Raw genomic sequence first — 14,038 nt, forward strand, 5'->3', positions numbered from 1 at the left:
CTGGCACGTTCTTACCCCTTGGCATCATGGGCGTGCCGCAGCGCCGTCCCGTACCGCCGCAGCAGGGCATCGCCTGCCTGCCGGGCAGCCGGCGAGACAGTGTCCAGGGTCAGGAAGCCGTGCACCAAACCGGGGTGGGGCACATAGTCGACGTCGGTTCCACGGCGCATCAGGGTTTCAGCCAGCAGCTGCCCCTCGTCCCGCAGCGGATCATGCTCTGCCGTAGCGAGCAGGGTCCGCACGGACATCAGCCGCCGTCCGCCGGCAGCGGCAACAGCCAACGGGCTGTACTCGGCAAACATCTCCGGGGACGCCGCCGGCACCCACTGTGAAATGAAGAACGTCAGGTCCCGCACCGACAGACCCCATCCCTCACCCTTTTCGCCGGCACTGGGCAGGGCCAGGGCCAGGTCGGCGTTGGGATAGGCCAGCAGGAGCAACTGAGGCTGCAACGCGGTACCGGCCAGCCTGTCTGCGGCCAGGAAAGCGATCAGGCCGCCGGCACTGTCACCGGCCAGCCCGACGCCGGGACGGACGGACCCCAGTTCCCCCGGACCCTCCGCAACCCAGGCCAGGGCACACACAATGTCATCCACTGCCGCCGGCGCGGCATGCTCGGGGGCGAGCCGGTAGTCCACCGCCAGGACCGCGGTGTTGGCCAACAGTGCGAGGCGGCGGCAGAGCCTGTCGTGCGACTCGAGCCCGCCGAACACGAACCCGCCGCCGTGCACAAACACCGTCAGCGGCTGAATTCCGGCACCAGAGCGGTACAACCGGGCCCGCAGCGCAGGCCTTCCGGGGATGGTGATGTCGGTGACGCTGGCAAGCTCCGGACCGGGAGGCCGGGCTCGGTCCTTCCTCAACAAACAGATGGTTTCGAGTGAGGGCTCCACGCTTTCGCCGGTACGTATCTCCTCCAGCCAGGCAGCCAACGCTGGATCGGCTATGGACTCCATGCGCCCAAACCTACCAGCGCCGTTTGCGGGACACCTTCCACCCGGCGGGCGCCGGGAGGAAAATGAGGACACCAGCGGACTCCACGATTGCTCTTCGATGTGCACATGGCCACGTACGGCGGGCCCGCCACGCACCCCGGGGGAATTATCAAAGGAGATTGACATGAGCTTCTGGGAATCCATGTGGCGCATCGTTGTGGCGTTCTTTTTCGTGGCCTATCTAATCCTGCTGTTCCAGATCCTGTCGGATCTGTTCCGTGACCGGGAACTCGGCGGTTTCGCCAAGGCGGCCTGGATTTTCTTTCTGTTCGTCGCCCCCTTTATTACGGCGCTGGTGTACATCATCGCCCGGGGCGGAGGCATGGCTGCGCGAAGTGAGGCCCGGGTCCGGGAGGAGGCGGAGGCAACGGACAGCTATGTACGGCGGATCGCCGGAACGGCTTCTCCCGCCCAGCAGATTGAGTCCGCGCGCAGCCTCCTTGCCGACGGGAGCATCACAGAGTCCGAGTTTGACCGGCTGAAGTCCATGGCGCTGTCCGCCTAACCCCCGGCCGCATGAAAAACCTGCTGATCACGTGCCTGCTGCAGATACTTGCGGCAAGCGCAGCCCTTCTGCTGAGTATGTGGTGGGTGCCCGGATTCCGCGTCCAGTGGCCCGGATTCGTCGCCACGGTACTGGTTGTGGTGCTCGCCCAGGCACTTATGACGCCGCTGACCAACTGGGCGGCAAAACGCTACGCACCCGCGTTCCTCGGCGGGACGGGGCTCGTCGCTGCCCTGTTGGCGTTGGTGATAGCCAGTACCATCCCCGCTGGAGTCAGCAACACCGGGATTGGCAACTGGATCCTTTCGGCACTCATCCTCTGGGTCGCATCGGCGGCCGGAACAGCGGTTGCCCAGGTTTTGGCCTCACGTCGCGGGGGCTCCCCGGACCAGGCTGCCGGACGCGCATAGCCCTGCTCCCCGCCTAACCTGCTCCGTTGCTGCCCGGTGCGCCGGAATCCCGGCACGGACCACGGGTTTGTCGAACGCCGGTATGTGGGTAGGGTCGATTCGGAAGCGGCGTGATCCACGCCATAGCGGTCAGTCCACGGCTGTCCGCCGGCGTCCTTGCGGCCTATGTTACTCACGAGTAACATCGACTCGGACGTTGTTCCGTTTCATATCTCAAAGAGGAGTAAGTACGTGAGCCCACAAAGCCGATCACGGCAGATCAGGGACGTAGTTTTCGTTGACGGAGTGCGGACCCCGTTCGGCAAAGCAGGCGAAAAAGGCATCTACGCCGGCATGCGGGCTGATGACCTGGTGGTCAAGTGCATCCGCGAACTGATGCGCCGCAACCCCTCCCTTCCTCCGGAACGCATTGACGAGGTTGCCATTGCAGCCACCACCCAGTCCGGCGACCAGGGCATGACCATCGGGCGCACCGCCGCGCTGCTGGCCGGCCTGCCGCGCACCGTCCCGGGCTTCGCCATTGACCGCATGTGCGCCGGTGCCATGACGGCCGTGACCACCACTGCGTCCGGCATCGGCTTCGGCGCCTACGACGTCGTCATCGCCGGCGGTGTGGAGCATATGGGCAACCACCCGATGGGCAAGGACGCCGATCCGAACCCCCGCTTCATGACCGAGCGGCTGGTGGACCCGGCCGCCCTGAACATGGGCAACACCGCGGAAAACCTGCATGACCGCTTCCCGCACATCACCAAGGACCGCACCGACGCGTACGCCGCCGCCAGCCAGGAGAAGCTGGCCAAGGCCTACGCCGGTAACGCCATCCAGCCGGATCTGGTCCCCGTCGCCACGAAGAAGCCCGGCTCCGGCTGGACGCTGAACACCGTGGACGAACCGCCGCGCCCGGGCACCACCGTTGAAGACCTCGCCCAGCTGCGGACCCCGTTCCGTGCCCACGGCCGGGTCACCGCCGGCAACGCCGCCGGCCTGAACGACGGCGCCACCACCGCCCTGCTGGCCTCCGCCGAAGCGGCCGAGGAACTGGGTTTGGGCGTCAAGATGCGCCTGGTCGGCTACGCCTTCGCCGGCGTCGAGCCCGAGGTCATGGGCTACGGCCCGGTCCCCGCCACCGAAAAGGTGCTGGAGCAGACCGGACTGTCCATCGAGGACATCGGCCTGTTTGAGATCAACGAGGCCTTCGCCATCCAGGTGCTGGCTTTCCTGGACCACTTCGGCATCGCCGACGACGATCCCCGCGTGAACCGCTACGGCGGCGCCATCGCCGTCGGCCACCCGCTGGCCTCCTCGGGCGTCCGCCTGATGAACCAGCTGGCACGCCAGTTCGAGGAAGACCCGAGCGTGCGTTACGGCATGACGACCATGTGCATCGGCCTGGGCATGGGCGCCACCGTGATCTGGGAAAACCCGAACCACCCCGACTACAACACCGATTCCACGGAGGCCACGAAGTAATGTCTGCTCCTGACTACCAGCGCCTCGCGGGACTCTTCCCCACCGAGGTCATCACCCACTCGTACGTCTCCGACATCCAGCTGCCGGGCAACCAGGGCACCTTCGCCCTGATCACCCTGGACAACGACGTCGACCACTCACGTCCCACCACGCTCGGCCCGAACACGCTCCTTGAGCTGGGCGCGAAGCTCGACGAGCTCAAGGCCCGTGCGGACAAGGGCGAGATTGTCGGCGTCGGCGTCACCGGCAAGCCGTTCTACCTCGTCGCCGGCGCCGACCTTTCCGCCGTGAAGTCCATCTCCGAATATGAAGACGGCGCCGCCATGGCCCACCTGGGCCATGACGTCTACGCCAAGCTCGGCAACCTGGGCGTGCCCAGCTTCGCCTTCATCAACGGCGTTGCCCTCGGCGGCGGCCTGGAGATCGCCCTGCAGTCGGATTACCGCACGGTCTCCACCGGCGCCGGTGCCCTGTCGCTGCCGGAGGCCTTCATCGGCCTGGTTCCGGGCTGGGGCGGCGTGTACCTGCTGCCGCGCCTGATCGGACCCGAGAACGCCGTGAAGGTGATGATCGAGAACCCGCTCAGCAACAACCGCACCCTCTCCGGGGCTGCCGCTTACAAGCTGGGCATTGCCGACGCCCTGTTCGAGCCGGCCGACTTCCTGGAGCAGTCCCTCGCCTGGGCCTCCCGCGTCATCAGCGGCGAGGAGCAGGTTTCCCGGCCCAACGCCGTCGAACCCGCCGAGGCCGGCGAAGCCTGGGACGCCGCCGTCGCCAAGGGACGTGCGTTTGTGGAGGCCAAGACCTCCAACGCAGCCCCCGCCCCGGCCCTGGTCCTGGACCTGCTTGAAGCCGGCAAGACCTGGACGCGCGAGGAATCCCGCGAGGCCGAGTGCAATGCCTTGGCCGAGCTCATGCAGACCCCGCAGTTCCGCTCCACGGTCTATGCCTTCCTTGACCTGGTCCAGAAGCGCGGCAAGCGCCCCGCCGGCGCGCCGGACAAGAAGCTGGCCCGCCCGGTCACCAAGGTGGGCGTGGTCGGCGCCGGCCTGATGGCCAGCCAGCTCGCCCTGCTCTTCGCCCGGCAGCTCAAGGTGCCCGTGGTGATGACGGACATCGACCAGGCGCGCGTGGACAAGGGCGTGGGCTACGTGCACGCCGAGGTGGACAAGCTCCTGGCCAAGAAGCGCATCTCCCCCGACGCCGCCAACCGCACCAAGGGCCTGGTCACCGGTTCCGTCTCGAAGGAAGCGTTCTCCGACGCCGACTTCGTCATCGAGGCCGTCTTCGAGGAACTCTCCGTGAAGAAGCAGGTGTTCGCCGAGGTGGAGGCCGTGGTCTCCCCCGAATGCATCCTGGCTACCAACACCTCCTCGCTCTCCGTGACGGAAATGGCCGCGGACCTGCAGCACCCGGAGCGGGTAGTCGGCTTCCACTTCTTCAACCCGGTCGCCGTTATGCCGCTGCTGGAAATCGTGCGGGCTCCCAAGACCGACGACGCCGTGCTGGCCACCGCCTTTGTCCTGGCCAAGCAGCTGAAGAAGACGGCCGTGCTGGTCAAGGATGCCGCAGCCTTCGTGGTGAACCGCATCCTGGGCCGCATGTTCGGCGAGATCACCATGGTCTTCGATGAGGGCACCGACGCCGCCACCGCAGACAATGCGCTGCGTCCGATGGGCCTGCCCATGTCTCCGTTCACCCTGCTCGCCCTCGTGGGCCTGCCGGTGGGACAGCATGTGCAGGAATCACTGCACTCGGCCTTCGGTGAGCGCTTCTGGCTCTCGAAGAACTCGCAGAAGCTCATCGACGCCGGCATCAAGTCCCTGTGGCAGAAGGACGAGGACGGCAACGCCTACATCCCCGAGGAAACCCTGGCGATGCTGGACTTCGGCACCACGCCGTCCACCTCCGAGGAAGTCCTGCGCCGGACGCAGGATGCCCTGGCCGAGGAAATCGGGCTCATGCTCGAAGAGGGCGTTGTGGCAGCTCCCGAAGACATCGACCTGTGCATGATCCTCGGTGCCGGCTGGCCGATGCACCTGGGCGGCATCACGCCGTACCTGGACCGTGTCGGGGCTTCCGAGCGTGTGAACGGCAAGAAGTTCCATGAGGCTGCTGTAGCTGCTCCAGCCTAGCTAGGCCGTTTGTTTCGCCCGCGCCGGGCGGACCGGAACGGCGGCAACGAAAATCCTTTGCTCGCAGAGCTCGCAAGGATTATTAAAGCCGCCTAACCCGGTCCGTCCGGCGCTTTCGCGTTCCTGTCCCGGTACATTTCATTCGGGTCTGGTCAGCGGGCAGCGGCCGCGCTAGCCTCCCTGCATGAGTCAGGGCCCAGCATGGTCGCAGACGCGTACAAAGCGAATGGTCGTGTTCATGCTCAGTGCTTGCGTCTCGTTGTGGCTGGTTCTTCTCCTACCGTTCGACGAGCCGTGGAATTGGCTATTGATAGGTCTTTTCCTGGTACTGGGCGCTGCTTTCATTAGGCTGCTGGCAAGCTTCGTCCTACATCAGCGTGAGGGTTACCGGCAGGAACGCCGGGAAGAGACGGGCGGCTAGCGACCCCGGGAATCCGCAAAGTCAGTTCAGGATTTAGGAGAACAACCATGTCTTTCCAGGCTTATCTAGACGCAGTTGAAGAAAAAACAGGATTGACGCCCCGCCAGCTCATGGATATCGCCGCAGCCAAGGGGTTCAGCGGCGGCAACGTCAAGGCCGGCGAAATCCTCGAATGGCTCAAGGCCGATTACGGAATCGGACGCGGTCACGGGATGGCGCTCGTCCATGTCATCAAAAACGGCCCCCAAATAGATCAGAAACACGTCGGAACCACAGGAACACACCGGGACGACTCCGACACCCTTTGGCTCGACGGCAGGGCCACCAAACCGGCATGAACCTCCCGAACCACGCAGGCCAGGAGTCGGCGGCGGGTCTGGATGCTCCGAAGGAGCCGCAGGGTCCGGGTTAGGCGGCGGGTCTGGATGCTCCGAAGGAGCCGCAGGGTCCGGGTTAGGCGGCGGGTTTGGATGCTCCGAAGGAGCCGCAGGGTCCGGGTTAGGCGGCTTTAATAATTTCTGCGAGCTCTGCGAGCAGGAATTTTCGTTGCCGCCGTTCCGGACCCTCCGGACCACCCAAGGTGACGGGAGGAACCTAGAACAAAGCGACCTTCGGTGTCCGCGGGAAGATCCGGTCCAGTTCCTCAAGGTCCTTCTCGGACGGGACCCAGGAAACGGCGTCGGCATTCTGCTGCACCTGCTCCACCTTGGTGGCACCGGCAATCACGGAGGCCACGGACGGCTGTGCGGCAAGCCAGGAGAAGGCCACCTGGACTTCGGTAAGGCCGCGCTCGGCAGCGAACCGGCCAAACTCGCCAAGCTGCTCGAAGTCAGCGTTCTCGAGCAGGTTAGTCCGGGAATGCGTCAGCCGGCTGCCCTCGGGAGCCTTGCCGCTGCTGTACTTGCCCGTGAGCAGGCCGTTGGCCAGCGGGAAGTAGGGCAGCACGCCCAGTCCGTAGGCTTCGGCGGCCGGAGTGACCTCCAGCTCGGCCCGGCGGTCCAGCAGGTTGTAATGGTTCTGCGAGGAGATAAACGGAGTGAAGCCGCCCATCCGGGCCACAAACTCCGCTTCGGCAATCTGCCAGCCCGCCCGGTTGGAGTGTCCGATGTACCGGACCTTGCCGCTGGTCACCAGATCATCCAGGGCCGCGAGGGTCTCCTCGATGGGCGTCAGCGGATCCGGGGTGTGGAACTGGTAGAGGTCAATCCAGTCCGTGTTCAGGCGGCGCAGGGAAGCCTCCGCAGCCTTGACGATGTAGCGGCGGGATCCCCGGGCACCGAAGTCTGCGCCGTTGACGCCCTTCATGTCCATGCCGAATTTGGTGGCTACCACCACGTCGTCGCGGCGGTTGCCCAGCGCCTTGCCCAGCATTTCCTCGCTGAGCCCCGGGGTGCGCCCGTAGGCGTCCGCAACGTCAAACAGCGTAATGCCGGCGTCGACCGCGGCGTTGACGACGGCGTCGGTGCCCTCCTGCGATTCGGTGGGCGTCCCCGGACGGCCCAGGTTGTTGCAGCCCAGTCCAACCGTGGAGACGGTCAGGCCGGAATTTCCGAGTCTGTTGTAAGAAGTCATGCAAGCTACGGTACTCCCGTGTAGTGCTCTCCTTGTGCGTCCCCTGGATCCCTGCGGTTTGCGCAGAATCCCTCGGTTTGTCCGGATTCCTGCTCGGCGCGGCGCGGGAATCCGGACAAACCACAGGGAATCGGACAGAAGGCAGGGATTCGGGCTGCCGCTGCGCAGCGGAGGCTTTTCCCAAACCGGCAGCAAAGTCCCGGACCGGCAGCAGAACGCGCTAGCCCAGGAAGGTGTCCAGGCTGTTGTTGGGACCCGGGGCCTTGTCCGTTTCCAGGATGTACTGGATGGGAATGGCTCCGGTGGGAAGCAGTCCGGTGTAGACCTGCTCGCTGCGCCGGCGCTCGGCCTCGATGCCCTCTTCCTGGACGGCGGCGGAGAACGCCTGCACTGCCAGCGGCTCGGTCCCCTGCTGCTCGCTCCAGATAATGTACATGCCGTACAGGTCCGCTACGGGTGTTGTTTCGTCATCCAGATCGCCCACCGTGCATTCAGCGAGAAAGCGTGGGATGTCCGAGGGCATGTGGTGTTCCATACATTCGAGCCTATCCCCTGAAGGCCCCGCCGGGCACTCCCCTGCGGAGATCAACTACTGGTTTGCTGCAGGTAATCCTCGAGCCCCAGCGGGGCAATACCGGTGAGCTGTTCGATGTCCGGGGTGGCCGGTGCCAGCTGGCCCTCGGCAATGGCCCGGTAGCTGCTGGTCCACGCCTCGGCCTGCCATCGGGCGGCGCCCGCCTTCATTCGGGAAGCCATGGCCTCGTCCTCGGTTTCCGCCTGGTAGCTCACGGGTCTTCCGGTGACCCGGGCCAGGATGCCGGCAACATCCTCCATGGTCAGCTCATCAGGACCGGTCAGGGTGTAGGTGCGGTTCCGGTGCTGCTCCGGCGACAGCAGGATCTTCACGGCGGTGCGGGCAATGTCCCTCCGCGCCACCGGGGCGAAACGCCCCTCTCCCGCCGGGCCGCGGATGACGCCGTCGGGCTGGACAAAGGTGGGAAGTACGTCCTGGTAGAGGCAGTCGCGCAGGAACGAGTGCTCCAGGCCCTGCCGGGACGCGATGTACTCCTCGGTGGCTGCGTGGTCTCGGGCCAGCGTGAAGACGGCGTCGGGCGCCGCACCCATGAAGGACGTGTAGACGATGTGCTCCACACCGGCGTCGACGGCCGCGTCCACAAAGTTGCAGTGGTCCTCCACCCGGTGCGGGCTCTCAGCGGCTGACACCATAAACAGGGTCTGCACCCCGCGCAGGGCACTGACCGCCTGCGGCCTATCCAGGTAGGAGGCCGCGAAGACGGGGGTATCCGGCAGCTCGGGCAGGCGGGCGGTGCGCCGCGCGAGCAGCCGCTGCCGGACCCCGGCCTCTGCGAGCAATCGGGCAACCGCGCCGCCCAAGGCACCGGTGGCTCCCGTAACGGCAAGGGCAGGAACATTATCCGCCATGGCTTACACCCCTTCAGAGTGGTCCGGCCTCGCCGGACCCTGCGCGGCTACTGGATCTTCGGTACCTGCCCCGTCGGCATTTCGGAGCCCGGCAGCGGCCGGGCAAACGGCACCTTCGTGCCGAGGACCTGGGCGACGACGTCGTTGGCGATCTGCCGGGCGGTCAGCCCCACGCGCTCCAGCACCTCGCTGCGGCTGCCGTGGTCGAGGAACTCGGCCGGCAGTCCAACCTCGTTCAACGCGGTATCCACGCCAGCGGCCCGCATTTCCTGCCGGATCCGCGAGCCCACGCCGCCGGCCCGGACGCCGTCTTCGATCACGATGACAATCCGGTGGTCGGCGGCAATGCGGATGATGGACTGCGGCACGGGCAGCACCCAGCGCGGATCCACGACGGTGGAACTGATGCCCTGCGCGCCGAGCCTGTCGGCGACGTCGAGGGCCATGCCCGCCATGGCACCCACGCTGACGATCAAAACGTCGTTGGAGCTGTCCTCGGTGGGGCGCCGGGCCAGGATGTCCACGCCGTCGGCGGTCCGTTCCACGGCGTCGATGTCGCTTCCCACGGTGCCCTTGGAGAATCGGACTACGCTAGGGGCGTCGGAGATGGCCACGGCTTCGCGCAGCTCCTCCTTCAGCCGGGTGGCATCGCGCGGCGCGGCCAGGTGCAGCCCGGGGACGATCTGCAGCATGGACATGTCCCACATGCCGTGGTGGCTGGCCCCGTCCGGACCGGTAACGCCGGCCCGGTCCAGGACGATGGTCACGCCGGCCTTGTGCAGGGCGACGTCCATCAGCAACTGGTCGAAGGCACGGTTCAGGAAGGTGGCGTACAGCGCCACCACCGGGTGCAGACCGCCGAAGGCCATGCCGGCGGCAGACGTGAGGGCGTGCTGCTCGGCGATGCCGACGTCGAACACCCGGTCCGGATGCCGCTCGGCAAAACGGTGCAGGCCCACCGGGATGAGCATGGCACCGGTGATCCCCACGATGTCCGCGCGTTCGTCGGCGATTTCGGCGATCTCGGTGGCGAATACGGACGTCCAGGATTCCTTGCCGCCCGGTTCCACGGGGGCGCCTGTTTCCGGGTCGATGATCCCGACGGCGTGGAACTGGTCCGCTTCGTGGGCGCGCGCCGGAGCGTAGCCGCGTCCCTTCTCGGTCATGGCGTGCACAATGACCGGGCCGGCGTAGTTCTTCGCTTTGTGGAGGGCGCGTTCGACGGCGTCGAGGTCGTGGCCGTCGATCGGTCCCACGTATTTCATGCCCAGGTCCTCGAAGAGGCCCTGCGGGGACCACCAGTCCTTGATCCCCTTCTTCGCGGCGTGCAGGCTGCGGTAGGCGAAACGGCCCGCAGGACCGCCCTGCTGCAGGCGCTTCCGCCACCAGTCCAGGGTGTTCTCGTAGGCGTGGTGGGTGCGGACGGCGTCGATGGTCGGACGCAGGGACGCCAGGTAGTCGGCAAGGCCGCCGATGGTCGGGGCGTAGGAGCGGCCGTTGTCGTTGACCACAATCACCACGCGGCGGCGCTGGTCCGCGGCAATGTTGTTGAGGGCTTCCCAGGCCATGCCGCCGGTCAGGGCGCCGTCGCCCACCATGACCACGGTGTAGCGGTCGCCTTCGCCGCTGAGCTGCCGGGCACGGGAGATGCCGTCCGCCCAGGACAGGGAGGATGAGGCGTGGGAGCTTTCCACGATGTCGTGGACCGATTCGGCCCGCGACGGATAGCCGGACATGCCGCCCTGCTGGCGCAGCGTAGCGAAGTCCTGGCGTCCGGTGAGGATCTTGTGCACGTAAGACTGGTGCCCGGTGTCAAAGACAATGCTGTCCCGCGGCGAATCGAAGACCCGGTGGATGCCCATGGTCAGTTCCACCACGCCCAGGTTCGGCCCGAGGTGCCCGCCGGTCTGCGCGACGTTAGTGATCAGGAATGAACGGATCTCCTCAGCAAGCCGCTTCAGCTGTGTCAGCGAAAGCCTGCTGAGGTCCCGAGGATCCCGGATTGTTTCCAGAAGTCCCAACAGGGGTGCCTCCCTTGAGTCGTATCGGCGGCACTGCACACCGTCGCAATGGATTAACTCTAACGCGCGGCGTGCGCTCCGCGGTTCCTACCCAACGCTTCAGGGCCCCGTTTCCCTCCACCGCCCTTTGGACGGATCGGGGAAACGGGGCCCTGAACGTGGTGCGTTTACTGCTACTTAGCGGAGATCTGGCGCAGTACGTACTGCAGGATGCCGCCGTTGCGGTAGTAGTCGGCTTCACCCGGAGTATCGATGCGGAGGACCGCGTCGAACGTGATGGCTTCGCCGTTTTCGGGGGTGGCCGTGACCTTTACGGTCTTGGGCGTGGTCCCGTTGTTCAGTTCGGTGACACCTTCAACGGAGAAGGTTTCCGTACCGGTCAGGCCCAGGGACTCGGCATTGACGCCGGCCGGGTACTGCAGCGGAAGGACGCCCATGCCGATGAGGTTGGAGCGGTGGATGCGCTCGTAGCTCTCGGCGACAACGGCCTTGACGCCCAGCAGTGCGGTGCCCTTGGCGGCCCAGTCACGCGAGGAACCGGATCCGTATTCCTTGCCGGCCAGGACTACCAGCGGGGTGCCGGCAGCCTGGTAGTTCATCGCGGCATCGTAAACGGCAGCCTGCGGTGCGTCGGCCTGGCTGAAGTCACGGGTGAAACCGCCTTCAACGCCGTCGAGCAGCTGGTTCTTGATGCGGATGTTGGCGAAGGTGCCACGGATCATGACTTCGTGGTTGCCACGGCGCGAGCCGTAGGAGTTGAAGTCCTTGCGGGCCACACCGTGTTCCAGCAGGTACTTGCCTGCGGGGGTGTCGGACTTGAAGGAACCGGCCGGGGAGATGTGGTCGGTGGTGACCGAATCGCCCAGCTTCAGCAGCACGCGTGCGCCTTCGATGTCGGAGACGGGCTCCGGCTCGGCCTTCATGCCCTCGAAGTACGGGGGCTTCCGGACGTACGTGGACTCCATGTCCCATTCGAAGGTTGCACCTTCGGGGGTGGGCAGGGACTTCCAGCGGTCGTCGCCTTCGAAGATGGTGTCGTAGCTGTCGCTGAACATCTTCTTGTCGATGGAGGCATCGATGATCTGCTGGACCTCGACCGGGTTCGGCCAGATGTCCTTCAGGAAGATGTCGTTGCCTGCTTCGTCCTGGCCCAGCGGGTCATTCTCGAAGTCGAAGTCCATGGTGCCGGCCAGGGCGTAGGCGACTACCAGCGGCGGGGAGGCCAGGTAGTTCATCTTCACGTCCGGGTTGATGCGGCCTTCGAAGTTGCGGTTGCCGGAAAGAACGGCGGTGACCGCAAGGTCGGCTTCGTTGATCGCCTCGGAGATTTCCTCTTCGAGGGGACCGGAGTTGCCGATGCAGGTGGCGCAGCCGTAACCCACCACGAAGAAGCCGAGCTTCTCGAGGTACGGGATCAGGCCGGACTTCTCGTAGTAGTCCGTGACAACCTTGGAGCCCGGAGCAACGGAGGTCTTGACCCACGGCTTGGACGCCAGGCCCTTGTCCACCGCGTTGCGGGCCAGCACGGCGGCGGCCATCATCACGGAGGGGTTGGACGTGTTGGTGCAGGAGGTGATCGAGGCGATCGTTACCGCACCGTGGTCCAGCTCGAAGCTGCGGCCGTCGGCCATGGTGACCGGCACGGAGTTGGTGGCGCGGTGGGCGGGAGCATCCGCCTCGGCAACCAGGTCGTGGTCATGGTCTTCAACCGTGGTGGCGTTGGCATTGAACGAGGGGGCGTCGGAGGCCGGGAAGGTCTCTTCCAGCGTCTCGTCGACAGTGCCGCTCTCGGCCTCTACGGTCTCGTGGACGTAGTTCTTGAGGTCGTTGCGGAACTGCGTCTTGGCGTTGGTCAGTTCCACGCGGTCCTGCGGACGCTTCGGGCCGGCGATGGAGGAAACCACCGTGGACAGGTCCAGTTCCAGGTACTCGGAGTACTTGATTTCCTTGGACGGATCGTGCCACAGGCCCTGTTCCTTGGCGTAGGCCTCAACGAGGTCTACGTTCTCCTCGGACCGGCCGGTGAGGCGCAGGTATTCCAGCGTCACGTCGTCGATCGGGAAGATCGCCGCAGTGGAACCGAACTCGGGGCTCATGTTGCCGATGGTGGCGCGGTTGGCGAGCGGAACAGCGCCGACGCCTTCACCGTAGAACTCGACGAACTTGCCGACCACACCGTGCTTGCGCAGCATTTCGGTGATCGTCAGGACGACGTCGGTGGCCGTTGCTCCGGCGGGGATCTCGCCGGTCAGCTTGAAGCCGACGACGCGCGGGATCAGCATGGAGACGGGCTGGCCGAGCATTGCTGCTTCGGCCTCAATGCCGCCAACGCCCCAGCCGAGCACGCCCAGGCCGTTGACCATGGTGGTGTGGGAGTCGGTGCCGACGCAGGTGTCCGGGTAGGCACGCAGGACGCCGTCAACTTCGCGGGTCATGACTGTGCGGGCCAGGTACTCGATATTGACCTGGTGCACGATGCCCATTCCCGGGGGAACAACCTTGAAGTCATCGAATGCCGTCTGGCCCCAGCGGAGGAACTGGTACCGCTCGCCGTTGCGCTGGTATTCGATCTCCATGTTGCGCTCAAGGGCGCCGGAGTTGCCGAAGGCATCGATCTGCACGGAGTGGTCGATGACCATTTCGGCAGGTGCCAGCGGGTTCACGCGCTTGGGATCGCCGCCGAGAGCGGCAACGGCCTCGCGCATGGTAGCCAGGTCAACGATGCAGGGTACGCCGGTGAAGTCCTGCATGATCACCCGGGCAGGGGTGAACTGGATTTCGGTGCTGGGCTCTGCGTCTGCGTCCCACTGCGCCAGGGCACGTACGTGGTCTGCCGTGATGTTTGCACCGTCTTCGGTGCGGAGCAGGTTCTCCAGCAGGACCTTGAGGCTGAACGGAAGGCTCTGGGCGCCTTCGACGGAATTCAGCCGGAAAATTTCATACTCGGACCCTTTGACGTCTAAGACGCCCTTGGATCCGAAGCTGTCCACATTAGTCATAACAGGACTCCTCTCGCCACCTTGTTATCTTTGTCCAGGTCACAACTGCCCGCCAGTTAGGTTT

At 65.5% G+C, this 14,038-nt stretch carries 11 protein-coding genes; 5 read left to right on the plus strand and 6 right to left on the minus strand.

The window, feature by feature from the left end; all coding sequences use genetic code 11:
• Positions 1-11: 11 nt before the first annotated feature.
• Entirely contained in the window at positions 12-956 is a 945-nt protein-coding gene (locus NNX35_RS10450) for an alpha/beta hydrolase fold domain-containing protein (protein WP_255867721.1), read from the minus strand.
• A gap of 163 nt (positions 957-1,119) precedes the next feature.
• Between NNX35_RS10450 and NNX35_RS10455 the strand changes: the two genes are divergently transcribed.
• From NNX35_RS10455 to NNX35_RS10475, 5 genes are all read left to right on the plus strand, one after another.
• Complete coding sequence (locus tag NNX35_RS10455; RefSeq protein WP_255867722.1) at positions 1,120-1,500, plus strand: PLDc N-terminal domain-containing protein; 381 nt, start codon at positions 1,120-1,122, stop codon at positions 1,498-1,500.
• Between the two features lie 11 nt (positions 1,501-1,511).
• Positions 1,512-1,910 carry a phage holin family protein gene (locus NNX35_RS10460; RefSeq protein WP_255867723.1) on the plus strand — a complete coding sequence of 133 codons (399 nt, stop codon included), beginning with the start codon at positions 1,512-1,514 and terminating at the stop codon, positions 1,908-1,910.
• Between the two features lie 231 nt (positions 1,911-2,141).
• Positions 2,142-3,383 (plus strand): acetyl-CoA C-acyltransferase, encoded by a 1,242-nt coding sequence (locus NNX35_RS10465; protein WP_255765892.1) that lies wholly within the window; start codon positions 2,142-2,144, stop codon positions 3,381-3,383.
• Entirely contained in the window at positions 3,383-5,518 is a 2,136-nt protein-coding gene (locus tag NNX35_RS10470; protein WP_255867724.1) for a 3-hydroxyacyl-CoA dehydrogenase NAD-binding domain-containing protein, read from the plus strand. Before NNX35_RS10465 ends, NNX35_RS10470 begins: the two co-directional genes overlap by 1 nt.
• Positions 5,519-5,986: 468 nt before the next feature.
• A complete protein-coding gene (locus tag NNX35_RS10475) occupies positions 5,987-6,277 on the plus strand; it encodes a DUF4287 domain-containing protein (protein ID WP_255867725.1) in 291 nt (96 codons plus the stop codon).
• Between the two features lie 256 nt (positions 6,278-6,533).
• On the opposite strand, the gene NNX35_RS10480 is transcribed toward NNX35_RS10475, so the two are convergent.
• The 5 genes from NNX35_RS10480 to NNX35_RS10500 form a co-directional block, all read right to left on the minus strand.
• A complete protein-coding gene (locus NNX35_RS10480) occupies positions 6,534-7,511 on the minus strand; it encodes an aldo/keto reductase (protein ID WP_227922411.1) in 978 nt (325 codons plus the stop codon).
• 220 nt (positions 7,512-7,731) lie between these two features.
• Positions 7,732-8,034, minus strand: coding sequence for a hypothetical protein (locus NNX35_RS10485; RefSeq protein WP_255867726.1), 303 nt, complete (start codon positions 8,032-8,034; stop codon positions 7,732-7,734).
• A 62-nt stretch (positions 8,035-8,096) separates the two neighbouring features.
• Positions 8,097-8,954, minus strand: coding sequence for an SDR family oxidoreductase (locus tag NNX35_RS10490; RefSeq protein WP_255867727.1), 858 nt, complete (start codon positions 8,952-8,954; stop codon positions 8,097-8,099).
• Positions 8,955-9,001: 47 nt separating this feature from the next.
• A complete protein-coding gene (gene dxs, locus NNX35_RS10495; protein WP_255867728.1) occupies positions 9,002-10,975 on the minus strand; it encodes a 1-deoxy-D-xylulose-5-phosphate synthase in 1,974 nt (657 codons plus the stop codon).
• Between the two features lie 173 nt (positions 10,976-11,148).
• Entirely contained in the window at positions 11,149-13,974 is a 2,826-nt protein-coding gene (locus NNX35_RS10500; RefSeq protein WP_255765885.1) for an aconitate hydratase, read from the minus strand.
• Positions 13,975-14,038 lie beyond the last annotated feature (64 nt).

The organism is Arthrobacter sp. zg-Y844 (assembly GCF_024385465.1).
Classification (GTDB): Bacteria; Actinomycetota; Actinomycetes; order Actinomycetales; family Micrococcaceae; genus Arthrobacter_B.

Excerpts from the sequence above, each read along its gene's own strand:
- NNX35_RS10490 (WP_255867727.1), bottom strand. The coding sequence starts at position 8,954 with ATGGCGGATAATGTTCCTGCCCTTGCCGTTACGGGAGCCACCGGTGCC.
- NNX35_RS10460 (WP_255867723.1), top strand. The coding sequence starts at position 1,512 with ATGAAAAACCTGCTGATCACGTGCCTGCTGCAGATACTTGCGGCAAGC.
- NNX35_RS10485 (WP_255867726.1), bottom strand. The coding sequence starts at position 8,034 with ATGCCCTCGGACATCCCACGCTTTCTCGCTGAATGCACGGTGGGCGAT.
- NNX35_RS10470 (WP_255867724.1), top strand. The coding sequence starts at position 3,383 with ATGTCTGCTCCTGACTACCAGCGCCTCGCGGGACTCTTCCCCACCGAG.
- NNX35_RS10475 (WP_255867725.1), top strand. The coding sequence starts at position 5,987 with ATGTCTTTCCAGGCTTATCTAGACGCAGTTGAAGAAAAAACAGGATTG.
- NNX35_RS10450 (WP_255867721.1), bottom strand. The coding sequence starts at position 956 with ATGGAGTCCATAGCCGATCCAGCGTTGGCTGCCTGGCTGGAGGAGATA.
- NNX35_RS10455 (WP_255867722.1), top strand. The coding sequence starts at position 1,120 with ATGAGCTTCTGGGAATCCATGTGGCGCATCGTTGTGGCGTTCTTTTTC.
- NNX35_RS10480 (WP_227922411.1), bottom strand. The coding sequence starts at position 7,511 with ATGACTTCTTACAACAGACTCGGAAATTCCGGCCTGACCGTCTCCACG.
- NNX35_RS10500 (WP_255765885.1), bottom strand. The coding sequence starts at position 13,974 with ATGACTAATGTGGACAGCTTCGGATCCAAGGGCGTCTTAGACGTCAAA.